This is a genomic window from Paenibacillus glucanolyticus (genome assembly GCF_037333485.1).
In the GTDB taxonomy this organism is placed as follows: Bacteria; Bacillota; Bacilli; order Paenibacillales; family Paenibacillaceae; genus Paenibacillus_AQ; species Paenibacillus_AQ glucanolyticus.
In genome coordinates this window covers 3,664,415-3,680,120 of record NZ_CP147845.1, presented here as the reverse complement: position 1 = coordinate 3,680,120, position 15,706 = coordinate 3,664,415, and the positions used below count along the sequence as shown (strand labels likewise).

Sequence of the window (15,706 nt, the reverse complement as noted above, 5' to 3'; positions counted from 1 at the left end):
GAATATACACTGGATTATGGTTTAAACCGAATTTTCAGGCCACGTTTCACATACAAGCTTCCTTGTATGTGAAACGTGGCCTTTTTGTTGTTAGTTCATACTCCGTTCATATTGTCGTCATGGTGAGGACATCTTGGTTGGTTAGGCTTGCATTAACGGCTTGTTACGGCCATTAAACAGATGAGCATAGGAGCAGGTGTATGTGACACACAATCGTTATAGCCATGGAAATCCAATGAGGCCGCAGCAGCAATGAATGATTCACGACAAACAGTTCAGGACAGGAGAAGATGAGAGTGACGCAACCAGAGGAAAAGAAAGCGAAGATTGGTTCGAGGGCCAGAAAGGTAAGAAACATTATACTTAAAATATTAGGAGCAATCGTAATCGCCATTGTTCTGTTTCTAGGTATTGTTTATATCACGAATGTGATCAGTAGCAATTCAGAGGCGAAGAAGATAGAGCCATACGGCCAGCACGTATCTGTAGACGGGAAAAATATGAATGTGTTCATTCAAGGCGAAGGCAAGGAAACGATCGTGCTTCTTCCCGGTTATGGAACAGCAGCACCAGCGCTAGATTTTAAGCTGCTTATTGATGAATTATCTCCATTTTACAAAGTTGTTGCAGTTGAGCCTTTCGGCTATGGATTGAGTGATGGAACTGAAAAAGAACGAACCGCAGAAAATATCGTAAGTGAAGTTCATGAAGCTCTACAGCAGCTTAATATTAACAAATATATGCTTATGGGCCACTCCATTGCAGGCATTTACGGCATTGATTATGTGAACAAATATCCGGATGAGGTAACTGCATTCGTCGGAATTGACAGCAGTGTTCCAACACAACCGGGTATTGATGCCAAATTACCTACAAAAATGTTCGGATTTATTAAAAAATCAGGTCTCCAAAGATTAGTGGTTAAATTTGGTGGTGACCCTTATGCTGGACTCCCATTTGATGATCACACCGTCGAGCAGATGAAAATGCTGTCAAATAAAAACTCAAACAGTTCCACGATGTTGAATGAGATGGATCATATTTCTTCCAATTTTAAAGGGGCTCAAGGTTTAACCTTCCCCAAAGATCTTCCTCTTCTTCTCTTTGTACAAGGGAATAATGAAGACGTACTAGGATGGATACCTCTGCATGAAGGGCAGATCAAAGACTCGGTACATGGAAAAGTAATAACAATGGATGGCGAGCATTACTTGCACCATACTTTATTTAAAGAAATAGCTGAAGATGTTAGAACCTTTATGAACGAAGCGAAGTAAATGTTCTGAAAAAGTCCACTCGTGATTTCACAGATGTGCATTAATGAATGTGAGAAACCGTCCCGTGGGGCGGCTTTCCACAGTTTGTCCATTTCGGCTGATATCCGTAATGAAAGAGAGGGTTACATATGAGATTATTTGAAATACTTTTAGTTCTATCCTGTTTCGCTTTACTCGTAGATCTATTGTTTATTAAAAGAAGTGCAAAGAAAACAGGATTGGGTTTGGCTATAGGAAGTAGCGTGATATTTGTAGTTCAATTGTTGGTTGAAGGATACAGATGGCAATTACTTCTGGTATATATCATGACGGCTCTATTCATACTCATCGTTTCATTCAGGCATTCAGGTAAGATGGTGAATCTAAAAATAGGAAAGCTGTTGAAATATAGTTTATCTTCCCTAATCGTCATTCTGCTTGTGGGTTCTACCGTCTTGTCTGCATACTTACCTGTTTTTGATTTGCCGGAGCCTGATGGCCCAGAGAAAGTGGGTACTCAAACCTTTCATTTTACGGATCAAAACAGAGATGAAGTTTTAACTGAAGATCAAAGCGATAAGAGGGAGCTAATGGTTCAAGTTTGGTACCCTACTGAAAATAGGAATAACAACAAGCGTGGAACTCTTTTTCCAAGTGATACAGAAATGTTCAAAAAGTATATTCAGAGCTTCTCTACTTCTTTAAAGCTGCCCGCCTTTGTGCTCGACTACTGGAAGTATAATAGAACCAACTCGTATGAAAATGTAGAAATATTGCCTTCTACAAGCCCTTATCCCTTGGTACTGCTATCTCATGGCATGGGAACCAGTCGAGTTTTACAGGCATCACAGGCCGAGAATCTGGCCAGTCATGGTTTTGTCGTAGTCACAATCGATCATACGTACAGCACCTTTGCTACCATTTTTCCGGATGGCCGTGTAACGGATTATAAAACAAAGATGACAACCATAGATGATCGTACAAAAATCGGGAATATATGGACAGAAGACGTAGAGTTTATACTAGATGAAATCGAAAAGCTAAATTTAGGTGCAATTGAAAGTCAATTTAAAGGGAAGATCGATTTAAAAAACATAGGCGTGATGGGGCATTCTTTTGGGGGTGCAACGGCGTTTAATACAACTTATTTAGATCAAAGAGTCAAGGCCGGGGTCAATATGGACGGGTCACTAAATGAAGTGGAAAATAGAGATGATATAAACAAGCCGTTTATGTTCATCAGATCGGGAAGTTTTAAAGACTGGTTAGTCAATTTTGAAAATGATAGAAATTCGGATAATGAAGTCAATAAATTTCTCTCAGATGAGCTGCACATTATGAAAAATGTTAGCGAACATGGGGGAAATGTGATTTATGTAGAAGGAACGCAGCACTTCAATTTCACGGACCTTCAATTCTATTCGGAGTTAATTAAACTGTCGGGGATAACAGGAGATATCAATGGTAAAAGAGGATCAAGCATTGTTAATCAATATGTACTCGATTTCTTTAATAAACAACTAAAAGGAACGGGTGGAAATCTGATTCAGGGACCGAGCGACATGTATCCAGAGGTGAAATTTATAGACCCGGAAGAACTCTAATCAAGCAAAACATTTAAACTCAGAATGAGAAATACACTTCAATGGTCTATCTCAATGCCTTTGCAGTATATGACCAGACGGGTATTTGTATTAATCACACCGTGGTCAGCGGTAAGAATGAGGTCATCTTGCCAGAGAACGGACGTATTGTATTTGCAGGTGAGGCTGGCTCCCAATTTGAAATTTCATTAAACGAGTAGGAATATGGGAAAACACAAGTGAAGATATGTTTGCATTAGAAGTCGCGAGAAATCGCGGCTTTTTTCCGTTTGTCAGCGAAACTGGACTAAAGTCGGGGCTCCAATCTCATTCGCAGGCCTAATGTTAGTACTCTTTCCAGGGTGATATACTGAACAGGACTTCGGATTTGCAGCGGAAGTGGAATCGTAAAGATGGAAGGACTGGAGATACGTTATGCAGAAAAAAACAGGTTTGTTGATCGTTGCGGTGGGTGTGCTGCTGCTGATTATTACGATGAACCCGATAAAAATCTTTTCGGGTATCAACTTCGGCTTTTCATTGGATACTCAAGAAATCAGCGAAGGGCAGACCTTCGACGCAAACGATTACCGTCACTTGAACCTTCACACAGGAAGCAGTGATATCCATTTCGTTCAAGGGAATACCGATCAGATTAAGGTTAGCCTAGACGGAAAAGTAAGCCCAAAGTGGGCGGATCAAGTGAAGCTGAAGGCAGAACCAAACGGTGATACGCTGGAGCTTGGGATAGATGTACCCCAAGGTATCGACGTGGGCGTACGGATCATGCATCTGGATCTGACGGTGGAGCTGCCGGAGAAACAATGGTCATCCGCCGAGATTGACAGCAGCAGCGGCGATATCGAAATCGCGCGATTGCAGGGAGATTCGGTTACGATCAAGGCAAGCAGCGGTGATGTCGACGTGCAGCAAGTGAAGGGCGGCGAATGGGTCATACACACAGGCAGCGGTGACATTAAAGCCGAGGAGATTGCTGCTGATTCGATCATGTTGGAGTCAAGCTCCGGCGATATATCGGCCGAACGCTATGAGGCTTCGGAGTTAAGCTTTCAGAGTGGCAGCGGCAAGGTCGTACTGAAGGGCGGAGAATCAGCGATACAAGGAAAAACGGGATCCGGAAGTATACTTCTTGAAGCGGACGGGATCATGCATGAAACCGATCTTCGATCAGGCAGCGGCCGTGTGACCATCGATCTCGCTAAAGAGCCTTCCTCGCTGGAAGTTGATTTTGAAGGAAGCTCCGGCAATTGGGATTTGAAGTGGGACGGAATCCGTTATGAGGGTAATGACCAAGACGAGAACCGATTAAAGGGAATGTTCGGCAATGGCGGCGTGATATTAAAGGTTCGCACAGGGTCCGGAAATTTCATATTGAAATAACGAATGAGTGCTCATTTGGTTTGCAAAAAAGTAGAGACATCCGGGATCGGATGTCTTTTTTGCTCGCATGGAATCGACAGCAGCCCGTATAATGGAGAGGGTTTCGCCCTAAGCCTGACGCCATCGAAACTCCATCCGAGAAGAATACATTCTTTGAAGGATATGGAAAAAGGATAATAAATGAGCAGGAATACACGTACTTTGAAGAAGGACTGTATGCATTTTTCTAGCTTAAACCTGGTGAACTGGACATGGGACCAGGTTCAATATTATAGTTAAAAGAATGAAGTTAACGAACGTTAGTTTTAATAGCAGCTGCTGAATTTCTTCTGTATGAAGTGGCGCAACATTTTACTAAACGTTACATAAGTGAGGGAGGACATATATGGAACAACCCCGCATTTGGCCGGATCGGTTCAAGCGATTTTTTCTGAACAACAAGTTTGTACTTCTGCTGCTCATTCTGCTTCTGGCGGGAGTCAACATACTGGTGCTGAGCAAGATTTCATTTGTGCTGCACCCGCTCGCCGTGTTGATCAAGACGATCGTATTGCCGATCATACTGTCCGGAATACTGTATTATCTGCTTAATCCCCTTGTGGATATCATGGAAAAGAGGAATATCAAACGCGGATGGTCCATACTTATCCTGTATTTGGCTATTGCGGGTATACTGACGGTGGTCGTGCTTGCGGTCATTCCGGTGCTGCGCAATCAAATTACGGGACTGATTGACAATTTCCCGAGATATAGCGAGAATGTTAGGCTGCAATTCGAGGAGCTTACGGGCAGTCAGTTGTTTAGTCAGCTTCAGGATGCAGTGAGCATTAACTCTCAGGATTGGTGGAATACCCTTACTCAGAAAGCTACGGAAATATTCAACCATACATGGGCCAGAGTGGGCGGGTTCCTGGGGGCTTTTACCGAGATTGTGTTGTCGATCGTGACGGTGCCATTCGTTCTGTTTTATATGCTGAAAGACGGCAAAAAGCTGCCGCAGAAGATTTTGTCTTTCCTGCCAACCAAGAGCCGTTCCGGCATATTCCACGTACTTCAAGACATTAATCACCAGATCAGCTCGTTTATCCGTGGACAGATTATCGTCAGCTTTTGTATCGGTATTCTGCTCTATATCGGTTACATGATCATTGGTCTGGACTATGCACTTATATTGGCCATCATTGCCTCGTTTACGAGTATCGTACCTTACCTGGGGCCAGCGATCGCGATTACACCAGCGCTGATTGTGGCTCTGGTTACTTCTCCCGTGATGCTGCTGAAGATGGTGGCAGTCTGGACGATCGTACAGTTAATCGAAGGCAAGTTTATCTCACCACAGATTATGGGCAAAACGCTTAAAATTCACCCGATCACGATTATCTTCGTTATTCTCACATCGGGTAATCTGTTTGGTGTCGTCGGCATTCTGCTGGCCGTTCCCGGGTATGCGGTGCTTAAGGTTTGCGCAACCCACATCTTTAAATGGTTTAAAGACACATCAGGGCTATATGATTCACCGCCAAACCATCTGAAGTAATCGAACTCCCGTCCAACGGCGATCAGCCGGAAGGCGGGAGTTTCTGCTTCATGAACAATGATCATAGTATCAACGTTCTCGTAAATATCTCAGCACAGCCAGATCTGAACCGTTGACTTTGTCCTTAGGGCAACGTGTACATTGAAATGGAACAAAGATTCGGACTTGAAGCGTTCATCCGTATACCAACAAAAAGAATGAGGTGATCCCATGCTGTCCATCGGAGAATTCTCGAAAATATGCGAAGTATCTACCAAAACGCTTCGATATTATGCGGAGATCGGATTAATTCTTCCCGATGAGATTAACCCGGAGAACGGTTACAGGTATTATTCCATCAGTCAGCTCAAAAAGATGCTTTTTATCAACCGTTTGAAATCCTATCATTTCTCCCTGGAAGAAATTAAAGCTATTCTGGAACGGGAAGAAGATCCATCTGAAGAACTGCTCTGTGCAGATCTATGTCGTAAGAGAAGGGAGATGCTGGAGAAGCTGAATGCTATAGAACACACTTTGAAATTAATGAGTCTTGATATCTCAAATTTAGAGAAAGGCGTCCCCCTGATGTCGTACCTCGACAGCATTGAAGTAGAACTCGTTGAAACCCCGTCCATCCGAATTCTTAGTATGCGTCAGATGATAAGAGGTGACGACTACGCTCTAGGATATGGAACATATTTCGGGAGTTTGTACGAACAGATTGCAACTGAAAAACTCACCTTGCTGGGTACGCCCATGACGATTTATCACAGCTCTGAATACAAGCCTGACGGCAATGATACCGAGTTTGCCATCCCGATCGAGGAGACGGTAGAGGGGACGCGAGATTTGTCTGGAGGTCTATGTGCGAAGTCTGTCCTAAAGGGCTCATATTCGGAGCTGACGTCGGTATATGCAGCCCTTATGGAATGGGTTGAACGCGAGGGATACGAATTGGAGAATTCGCCATATGAAGTTTATATAACCGACCCTAAACGAGCCACGGGTTCTGAGGACTGCGTGACCGAGGTGTATTTTCCAGTGAAGAGAAGGAGGGGCTGATGATGCAGCATTATGAATGGCCAACCGGAGAATGGCAAACTGAGGATCCTGCAGTTTTGGGAATGGATGTAGGGAAGCTGTCAGAGCTTGAGTCTGCCATTAATTCCGGGTACAGCAATATAAACGGAATCGTGGTTGTGAGGCATGGGCATATTGCTTATGAGCGATATTACAATGGCTATGGCCCGGATGATGCGATTCATGTCGCATCCGTAACAAAAAGCATATTGTCTGCCCTTATTGGTATAGCCATTGATGAAGGATGCATTCAAACGGTGAACCAGAAGGTGCTGGATTTTTTCCCTGAGTATGTTCCTGATGCTATTGATCCGCAGAAGCAGGAAATCACAATACGCCATCTGCTGACAATGACGGCTCCTTATCCATTCGAGGACTGGCATGAACCCCTCGATAAGCTGTGCATGCAGCCTGACTGGGTGAAGTATACGCTGGATATGCTGGGGAAGGGCGGAGATATTGGTGCATTTAAGTATTCAACCGCTGGGGCGCATCTGCTGTCAGCCATTCTTACCCGCAGTACGGGACAAAATGCTCGCGCTTATGCGAACGAGAGATTGTTTAAGCCTATTGGCATGAACGTAATTCCGGATTACGGGATGACATCATTCGGGTTTGAGGATCTGTTTGGGAAGAACGTGAAAGGATGGGTTGAAGATCCCCATCGTCATTCCACGGGAGGATGGGGGCTTACGCTTCGTCCCCGCGATATGGCACGAGTGGGTCTCCTCTATTTGAACCGCGGCTTATGGGATAACCGCCAGATCATATCGGGGTCCTGGATTGACGAATCTACAACGATGAATCCCCATAACTATGGTTATTTATGGTGGCTGCGCGAAGAAGACGGCGTACGTGCCAACCTGGCGTTAGGCGATGGCGGCAATGTGATTTGCTGTATTCCGGAAATGGAGCTGGTCGTAGCCATTGCCTCCGAGTTCATCATGAATCCCCGGGACAGGTGGGCACTGATTAAGGAATACATCATCCCGGCTGTTATAGACTAAAGGTAAGCGACAAATGGCCCCTATCTTGTTAAAAGCGAGGGCCATTTGTCGCTTATATTTGTTTATGTTGCTTCCCGTACCAATCCTTGTTTTAAGCGGTCCAGCTGCAGAAGATGATGCCGGTAGTGCATTTCAACAAGCAAAAACCATTCCTCCGCACACAGTCCGCCGAATGACGGATGGGGCATTGTATTCTCTTTGGACATTTTTTTAAGGCTCGGTTCGATCTCCTTCATTCTCTGGATAACCGTGTGTAACCCTTGAATGAGCTGCTCCTTGCTTGCTGGCTGCTTCGGCGTATATTGTGGGGAAGGTGGAACATGAATTCGAATGGGCGGGAAGCTTCCTTGAGCAAATACAGCCGCACCAAGCTCGGTTTTTTCCGTTCGAGGAACCAAGGGATCTTGGCTTGGCATCAAGCATTGATCCAGATTACGAAGCTGCATATCAAGCGCCGAACTGATGAGATGTTGAACCATCTGTCCGATAGACCACTCGTTGTCACTTGGCACTTCCTTCAACTGCTCTATATTGAATTGATCTAGTTCGTGAATATAATGTGTCGCAGTTTCTTCAAAGCGTTGTAGTGCTTCTTTTGTTGTAATCATCATGGATCAGCTCCTTTAGTCTTCTTCTTATCTAAATATACAAAAACGCTACTGACACCATTATGTCAGTAGCGTTTTAACGTTTTTTCCAGTTCGTTTCTAACCCGATGTCGGAAGGATTCCGGCTCCAGCACAACCACTCCGGCTCCCCAGCCAAGCACCCAATGCAGCAATTCCTCAGGCTGCCGAACGCGAAGGTTCACCAGCAAACCTTCCGCTTGTTCCTCTATGGTGTCTATATAGAAGTTGTTCGATTCCCTTACCTTATCGGCAATGTCAGGTTGGACCCAGATGCGCACTCTGACGTTACGATCGTCTGGAGGCTGGTATACATCTAAATGAAAATCTGCTGGCAGCATAAATCTATCTTCCAGTTCGATCAGCTCCGTCATTCGGGACAACCGGAAATGACGGATATCTTGACGCAATTCACACCATGCAATGAGTACCCATGATCCTTGATGAAGCACAAGTCCATAAGGAGCAACCGTACGAACACTTTGGCGGTTCCCATTAGCTTCAGCGATTCTTTTGGAATAGTGAAAACTTATTTTCCTCTCCTCTAGTATCGTCCGGCGAATCACTTCCAAGTATGTCTTCTCTTGTATTCGTGTTTTATCTTCAGCGGTTGCAAGCAAACGAAAGCTCTTGCGAATCCGGGTTGCCTCACTGCGGATCGGTTCCGGAAGAATGGCTTCAATCTTCTTTCTAGAAGTGCGAGACTTACTGCTGTAGTGGGTATCGAACCACTGCTCGATAAAATCTGTCCCAATGAGTAACGTCACTGCTTCTTCCACCGTGAAACTGACAGGCGGCAGGAAATACCCCTCCATTAAGGAGTATCCCTGACCTGGAGCCCCTATCACGGATACGCCAGCTTCACTCAAAGCCTGAATATCCCTGTAGATTGTCCTCACGCTTGTTTCAAATATAGCGGCCAAATCCTCGGCTCGTAACACTTCGTTACGCTGCAGCTCAAGCACTATGGCTAATAAACGATCCGTTTTGTTCATTGCAATGCATCCTTTACCGAGAGATTCGCTACCTATTAAAATTCAAGATCCCCCTAATTAATAGGGTACCTTAAAAGATTGTTTATATGGCATCACTTCTCATTATTCTACTACAAATAGGCGAAAACTATAAATTAGCTGTTGATATTTCCAGATAGACAATTGGTGCGGATTGCATTTACAGGTGGGTAGTATTTTACGCTTACGACTAAAACGAGGCAGCCGCCCTTACACTTGGGTGGCTGCCTCGTTTTATGATGTAAGGTGTTTCTTTTTACTGAATGATTCTATCGGTATACACGAACGGGCAGGGAGGAGAGCATTTGTCCCGCTGCGGATGGAGTCAAGTTATCTTCAAGCTTAAAGCCTGGCACAGCTTCAATCCGAGAGAATTTATCCATGAAGAGGCCAATCCCGGTATTAGCCTCTAATCGGGCAAGCGGAGCACCCAGGCAAAAATGGGGTCCGTTGCCAAAGGTCAAATGCTGTTTGTTGTTGGGACGATGAATATCCAATGTGAAGGGGTTATCAAATACCTCCTCGTCCATGTTTGCAGCGCTCATCCACGCAACAACCACATCGCCTTTTTTCAAATCAACCCCAAGCAAGTTATTGTCCTGTTTGACGGTCCGATCCATTTTGGCAATATTAAACCGATAACGGAGCATCTCCTCCATGGTATTAGGGAGCAGCTCGCGGTTATTTCGAACTTCAGCATAGATTTGGTTATTATCATACAGGAATGCGTAGAATGTATTGGCTAACAGATGGCTTGTCGTTTCAATACCGGCACCTAAGATAAACATCGTGGTTCTTACGATTTCGTCATCGGTCAATCGGTCACCATCCACCTCGGCTTGAATCAAATCTGAAATAATGTCGTCTGATAGGTTTGCTCTTTTCTGAACGATATGAGGGTAGAGATAACTGTAATACTCTTTAGCCGCTCGTCGTTTCAGCTCATTTACGCTTTCAGTATTTTCTTTGGGGATGGGAAGGAATAAATCGTATACCCATTGTTGAAACAATTGTCTGTCCTGTGAAGGAACGCCGAGCAAGTCTGCGATCACGATCGTAGGCAGAGCGCTGGCAAAATCCTTAACAACATCAATGACCTCGGCTTCTTCCATCTCATGGATAAGTTCGTTCACGATCTCCTGAATCCGGGGCTCCCACAGCTTCAAGCTGCGAGGAGTAAATGCGGCAGAGAGCAGGGAGCGGCTTTTTCTGTGTTCCGGAGGATCTGTCATCAGGTTAAACTTGCCCATATGTTTACCCTCATCATTATCTGCGCCTACGCTGATGGTTGTGCGCATCCTCACATTGGAGAAGTGATCGTAGTCGCTAAGCACTCGCTTGACGTCTTGGTAACGGAAGACATTCCAGGTATCGGTTGCCTGATTATAGCTTACCGGTTCATTTTGCAGTTTGTGTTTGTACCACACATAAGGGTTGAATTCCTCGGTTGGCGATTGAAATTGAGTAATTTCCTCTAAAGAGATAATTTCATTATTCATATCTTTCCTCCCAACTGCTAAATTTTAGTGGAGTTAATTTAACACATGTTATTTTAACATATATAAACAAGGGGAGAATCTTGCTAATGGCCTAAGACAAAAGGACCCTAATCGTCTTTATTTGTCGAGTTATGATTGAAGAACGAATTCGTAGGCTGTAAGCTTACTATATTCGTACAAAAAGAACATTGAATCTAATGGAGAGGTAAGAATACATGTACATTGAACTACTTATATTGATCCAGATCGAAATGGCTCCTAAGCATGGATATGAGATCAAGAAGGAAATACAACGGGATTTAGGTTATTTAACAGATGTTAACCACAATATGTTATATCCCACTTTGCGCCGATTTACGGAACAGGGTTTGATTACTAAAAAAATAAACGAACAGGATGGTAAACCCAATCAATTCGTTTATGAAATAACCGAGGCGGGTAAAACCAAAATTACGGATCTTATCAACGCATTTTCGGAGAAAGACGCCAAGCATCAAATCGAATTTCTCATCCGAGTGTCGCTATTTCAGCGCATTTCTCGGGATAATCAACTCCGAATATTAAACATGAGAAAAAAAGACCTGGAAGCGCTTTGGGAAGATCTTAAGAAGCGGGAAGGCAAACACGTGGACGATGGGTACAGAAATGAAGTTCTGCAAGTTTCCATATCCCAAGTAAAGGGAGAAATGCTGTGGATTGATGAGTTGATTCGTAAGACGGACAGCTAGAGAGGCATCTTGAAGGCTTTTGTATGAGAGGATAGAGGGTTATGACTCAAAATGTATTCGTACGATAACGATAAGAGCAGAACAGCAGCAGGGAGGATTCAACATCATGGTAATACACAAAAGAGCAGCCATCCTCATTTTCTTATTCCTTGTATTGATATCTATCGTCTTACTTATTAACAACAAGACAAACCGGGTTAATCAAGAAACGAATGCAAAATACTACAGCGGTTTTATGTCCAATGTCATGACATTGAAGACAGTCATGGATCAAGCGGTCGATACAGACTCCGATCCTGAATCAACCGCAATCGCTATGTTTGACGTATTGTCCAATATCGCGTTCATTCATGATCGATTGAATCTGATGATGAATGAGACGACCCACGGGAATGAATATGCTTCCCTGAAGGATCAATTTTTGAGATTAAGATATTCATATGAATCTCTTGTACGGAGTCAGCTAATGAAAAGGGACAGATCCGATTCCGAAAAAAAATTAAGCTTCACGCAGCAGCAGCTTCAACTCTTCATCAATGATCTGCCCAAAGAATACGAGAATTCTAAAGCGTTTTTCATTCTTCTTCATAAAGCGGAAGCGCATATTAAGCCATTAGAATACATGAACTTCCCTTAATGGATCTGACTCTAGTGATAGGAATCTAATCATTCAATCCTTTGCCATCAAGGATGTGCTGCACATGTTTCTCGACTCTTGACTCCCGCGTCTTGGCTTGTTTGGCTTGATTAATATAATGTACGTAAGCACGCTTGCGACCAGGGGTCAAGGCTTCAAAAGCCGTTTGCAGGCCTGGGACTTCATCGAATTTATGTTGAAGCTCTTCAGGAATGACAAGCTCATCATTCTTTTTGAAATCCACGGTCAAGCCGGCTTTTTCAATTTCGATGGCTTCATGAATATAGGCTTCCAAGACAGTTTCCATTTCGATGATCTGTTCAACATGGGTGAACCGAATTTGACGACCTGCTTGTACGTTTTCTGTCTGTTGAATAAGAATGCCGTGTGGATCCTTTAACAAAGCACCTTTGATAAACAGAACCGCACAATATTCCTTGAAGCCATGGATCAATATGATGTTCTTGTTCTGAAACGTGTAACAAGGATGCATCCACTTAAAGTCTTCGGTCAGCTGACAGTCCAGAATAATCTCCCTCAGCTTCTCGGATTCTGCCTTCCATTTCTTGATTTTACGCAGATATCCATCCACCTTAGGATTAGTATTCGTCATTAAGAAGCACTCCTTCATTTATCTCGCATCAACGTTCTATATGGCTTAATTGTAATGATTTTTAATGGATTGTACAGTTCCAGTCTCTATATATCAATATGGCCACGCCCTCTCCCTTATATAAGGGGGGCTATGCATTGTGATCAGAAGAAGCGGGGATTATAGTATAATGGTACGCAATACGATGAAAATATCGTTTGGATTTTGGGAGGGAAGCCGCATGGAGGTTTTTGCAGATTATTTGAAGGGCATTGACAACCCGGATCATCGAGCGCGAATGGAGGAAATCTTCGCCTGGATTGTTGGGAAGTTTCCGAATTTAAAGCCGAAAATCGCGTGGAACCAGCCGATGTTTACCGATCACGATACCTTTATTATCGGCTTCAGCGCATCCAAGCAACATATGGCCGTTGCCCCTGAAAAGGCAGGGATTGTCCGTTTCTCGGAGGACATAGTGCAGGCAGGTTATGACCACACGAAGGAACTGGTCCGTATCCGATGGGACGGCCCGGTGGACTATTCGTTACTTGAGAAGATGATCGAGTACAATTTAGAAGATAAGGCAGACTGTTCTACTTTTTGGCGAAAATAGAGTAGTTTGGATGTCCGATGTAAGAAGCCCAATACCCGGCAAGACGTCTGGGCTATAGTGAAAAATAGTGATCATAGAAGAGCAGCAGACCTGCCCGTCTCTAACGGGTGGCAGGTCTGCTGCTCGTTGCATTATAGCGTTATTATTTGGTCCATGTACCGAGCTTATAAGCTCCATCAGCAAGCCTGTCGGTGTTCGCAAAATCAACCCCCGGACGGTTGGTTGAAGGGTCCAGGATGGCTATGGCCAGTTCATAGGTGCCGCTTGGCAGTGTGCTGGTAGAGATAGAGCCTGAGACTGTGTGCATTCCCGTTCTCCAGGTTCTCAAGTCCGCTGACGTGGATTGACGTGCCACGATGGTGCCCCCACTGCGAAGCTGAATTTCAACAGGCCAGTTGAACGGGAAGTGCTGAACGCCCTTGTTCTCCACGTGGATGGATACATCCAGCGTGCTTCCGTTATTCGCTTGCGGGTACGCTGCTTTGTTCACAACAAAGTGATAACCCATTCGTTTCTTAAGTATGTTCATATTGCCTTGCAATGGATTGCCCAGGGACAAGGAAGCTGGAGCATTCGGTCCCAGCCAGCTCGGTTTGCTGAGCTCCGTTTGCCGGAGCGTCTCATTAAAGCCGCTGCCTGTCGTAAGTGCAGCATTCATGCCATAGGCACCACCGTAAAATTCACCGCCAGAAACACGGGTGTCCCAGAAGTTGGCGTGATTGGGCTGCTGCTGACCGATATCGTCCCAATATCCGTTCTGTGTGCCCGTATACCAGCCCCATTCGGAATCGAAGCTCGGCTGATCGCCGAACACATCGTTGTACATGCCGAGAATGAGGCCTTTGTTATTATTCTTGGCCAATTCCACGCTCCGTCTGATCAATAACTGCGTATGATCCTCCTGAGCGGCAAAGGCATCAATATAGTGTTGAATGTACTGGTTGGATATGGAGTTTGGAGGGAATGCGCCTGTGTAGTTGCTTTCCCCGTTCGGCCCTACATAGGGCCAAGTGTGAAATTCTGCCCAATGGCCCAGCGAACCGATCTGCACAAACGCAATCGGGCTGTCAGGCGTGTTGTAATGTGCAGCAATGGCCTCAATGGCAAGTTTGTGTCTCGCAATCAGATAGTCAGAGCTGTAATTCGGGGAGAAGCCCGTATTGTTGCCAGCTCCCATACCTCCGGTTGCATCTTGATAAGCGGTGCCGGGCGACTGTCCCAGACTGACCATATCGTTATACAGCCAATCGGGAATATCCCGGTGAGGCACGCCGGTAGGACTATCGAGAATAAAGCGCAGCACGACCTTGACGCCGCGGCTTTGCCAATAGCTGAAATGATTGGCCGCTTCGATGGCATCGAAATCATAGCTGCCTTTGGTCGGCTCCAGCTCCTTCCAGGTGACACCGACATAAACCAGACGGTGGTCCTGGGGATAGCTGGTGGATTTCGCTGAAGGAGCCCAGCCCTTGAACGGGTTGTTAAGCGGATCATTCAGCTCAGGCGGATAAAATTCGATCATATTTCCTCCGGGACTTCTCTCATTAATGGTATAGACGGGGAGTGATTGGTTCTGCGCCGGCAGCCGATTCACATTCGAATTGTTGTCGAGATACCCGATATTTACGGTACTGCCTACTGTGAGTCCAAGCGTGGAGAGTGGAATGGCTGCCTCGATTGTTGATGAGGTCCGTACATATTGCGAAGAAGACAGCGTGGATGACCAATCCCAATTCCAGCTGCTTCCGACACCTGAATAACGGTATAGCGATTGATTCTCAAGCAGCCATTCAATCCCGGTTGTGCCCCAACCGTAGGCTTGATAACCAGTTGAAGCATTCCCGTCTGTATTTAGCCAGAAACTCCCCATGGTGGTGCTGAGACCTGAGCCTTCGACAAGTAAATAAAGGTTCACGTCATCGTGGGAAGCCTTTAAGACTCTGGCTGTCCCGGAATTGGTGGAGATTGCCGGAATACCTGCCCAATCGCTTGAGTCACCGTCTACGACGATAGATGCAGCTTCCGCAGTCGAAATAAAGGGTGAAACAGGGAACAAGGTAAGAAGAATAGCCGTCATCGTAACAAGAATAAATGTCAATTTCATTGAATTACCGCGTGTTTTCATCAAGAACCTCCTTACAATATGATGGGTTGC

15 protein-coding genes are annotated in these 15,706 nt (G+C 45.0%); 10 read left to right on the top strand and 5 right to left on the bottom strand.

The window, feature by feature from the left end:
* The first annotated feature begins 296 nt into the window (after window positions 1-296).
* From WDY75_RS17310 to WDY75_RS17280, 7 genes are all read left to right on the top strand, one after another.
* The gene (locus WDY75_RS17310) at window positions 297-1,277 is read left to right on the top strand and encodes an alpha/beta fold hydrolase (RefSeq protein ID WP_063479438.1); all 981 of its coding nucleotides are present in this window, start codon (window positions 297-299) and stop codon (window positions 1,275-1,277) included.
* Window positions 1,278-1,405: 128 nt separating this feature from the next.
* Entirely contained in the window at window positions 1,406-2,860 is a 1,455-nt protein-coding gene (locus tag WDY75_RS17305; RefSeq protein WP_063479439.1) for an alpha/beta hydrolase family protein, read from the top strand.
* A gap of 41 nt (window positions 2,861-2,901) precedes the next feature.
* Window positions 2,902-3,060: a hypothetical protein gene (locus tag WDY75_RS17300; protein WP_006210105.1), complete on the top strand. Its 159-nt coding sequence runs from the start codon at window positions 2,902-2,904 to the stop codon at window positions 3,058-3,060.
* 214 nt (window positions 3,061-3,274) lie between these two features.
* Complete coding sequence (locus WDY75_RS17295) at window positions 3,275-4,240, top strand: DUF4097 family beta strand repeat-containing protein (protein WP_063479440.1); 966 nt, start codon at window positions 3,275-3,277, stop codon at window positions 4,238-4,240.
* Between the two features lie 385 nt (window positions 4,241-4,625).
* Window positions 4,626-5,777: an AI-2E family transporter gene (locus tag WDY75_RS17290; protein ID WP_006210107.1), complete on the top strand. Its 1,152-nt coding sequence runs from the start codon at window positions 4,626-4,628 to the stop codon at window positions 5,775-5,777.
* 210 nt (window positions 5,778-5,987) lie between these two features.
* Entirely contained in the window at window positions 5,988-6,818 is an 831-nt protein-coding gene (locus tag WDY75_RS17285; protein WP_063479441.1) for a MerR family transcriptional regulator, read from the top strand.
* Window positions 6,819-6,820: 2 nt separating this feature from the next.
* Complete coding sequence (locus WDY75_RS17280; protein ID WP_063479442.1) at window positions 6,821-7,843, top strand: serine hydrolase domain-containing protein; 1,023 nt, start codon at window positions 6,821-6,823, stop codon at window positions 7,841-7,843.
* Window positions 7,844-7,905: 62 nt separating this feature from the next.
* On the opposite strand, the gene WDY75_RS17275 is transcribed toward WDY75_RS17280, so the two are convergent.
* The 3 genes from WDY75_RS17275 to WDY75_RS17265 all read right to left on the bottom strand — a co-directional run bounded on the left by WDY75_RS17275 (window position 7,906) and on the right by WDY75_RS17265 (window position 10,981).
* Entirely contained in the window at window positions 7,906-8,451 is a 546-nt protein-coding gene (locus WDY75_RS17275; RefSeq protein ID WP_082834401.1) for a DinB family protein, read from the bottom strand.
* 65 nt (window positions 8,452-8,516) lie between these two features.
* A complete protein-coding gene (locus WDY75_RS17270) occupies window positions 8,517-9,464 on the bottom strand; it encodes a helix-turn-helix transcriptional regulator (protein ID WP_006210111.1) in 948 nt (315 codons plus the stop codon).
* Window positions 9,465-9,751: 287 nt separating this feature from the next.
* A complete protein-coding gene (locus WDY75_RS17265) occupies window positions 9,752-10,981 on the bottom strand; it encodes a cytochrome P450 (protein WP_006210112.1) in 1,230 nt (409 codons plus the stop codon).
* Window positions 10,982-11,196: 215 nt separating this feature from the next.
* On the opposite strand from WDY75_RS17265, the gene WDY75_RS17260 reads away from it, so the two are divergent.
* Window positions 11,197-11,709, top strand: a complete 513-nt coding sequence (locus tag WDY75_RS17260) for a PadR family transcriptional regulator (protein ID WP_006210113.1) — start codon at window positions 11,197-11,199, stop codon at window positions 11,707-11,709.
* A 106-nt stretch (window positions 11,710-11,815) separates the two neighbouring features.
* Window positions 11,816-12,346 (top strand): hypothetical protein, encoded by a 531-nt coding sequence (locus WDY75_RS17255; protein ID WP_006210114.1) that lies wholly within the window; start codon window positions 11,816-11,818, stop codon window positions 12,344-12,346.
* A gap of 25 nt (window positions 12,347-12,371) precedes the next feature.
* Here WDY75_RS17255 and WDY75_RS17250 read toward each other — a convergent pair whose 3' ends face one another.
* Window positions 12,372-12,959: a YdeI/OmpD-associated family protein gene (locus WDY75_RS17250; protein ID WP_006210115.1), complete on the bottom strand. Its 588-nt coding sequence runs from the start codon at window positions 12,957-12,959 to the stop codon at window positions 12,372-12,374.
* A gap of 220 nt (window positions 12,960-13,179) precedes the next feature.
* Here WDY75_RS17250 and WDY75_RS17245 point away from each other — a divergent pair, with 220 nt between their 5' ends.
* A complete protein-coding gene (locus WDY75_RS17245) occupies window positions 13,180-13,551 on the top strand; it encodes an iron chaperone (protein WP_063479818.1) in 372 nt (123 codons plus the stop codon).
* Window positions 13,552-13,693: 142 nt separating this feature from the next.
* Here the strand turns inward: WDY75_RS17245 and WDY75_RS17240 are convergent, their stop codons facing one another.
* Window positions 13,694-15,676 (bottom strand): DUF4832 domain-containing protein, encoded by a 1,983-nt coding sequence (locus WDY75_RS17240; RefSeq protein ID WP_063479443.1) that lies wholly within the window; start codon window positions 15,674-15,676, stop codon window positions 13,694-13,696.
* Between the last annotated feature and the right edge of the window lie 30 nt (window positions 15,677-15,706).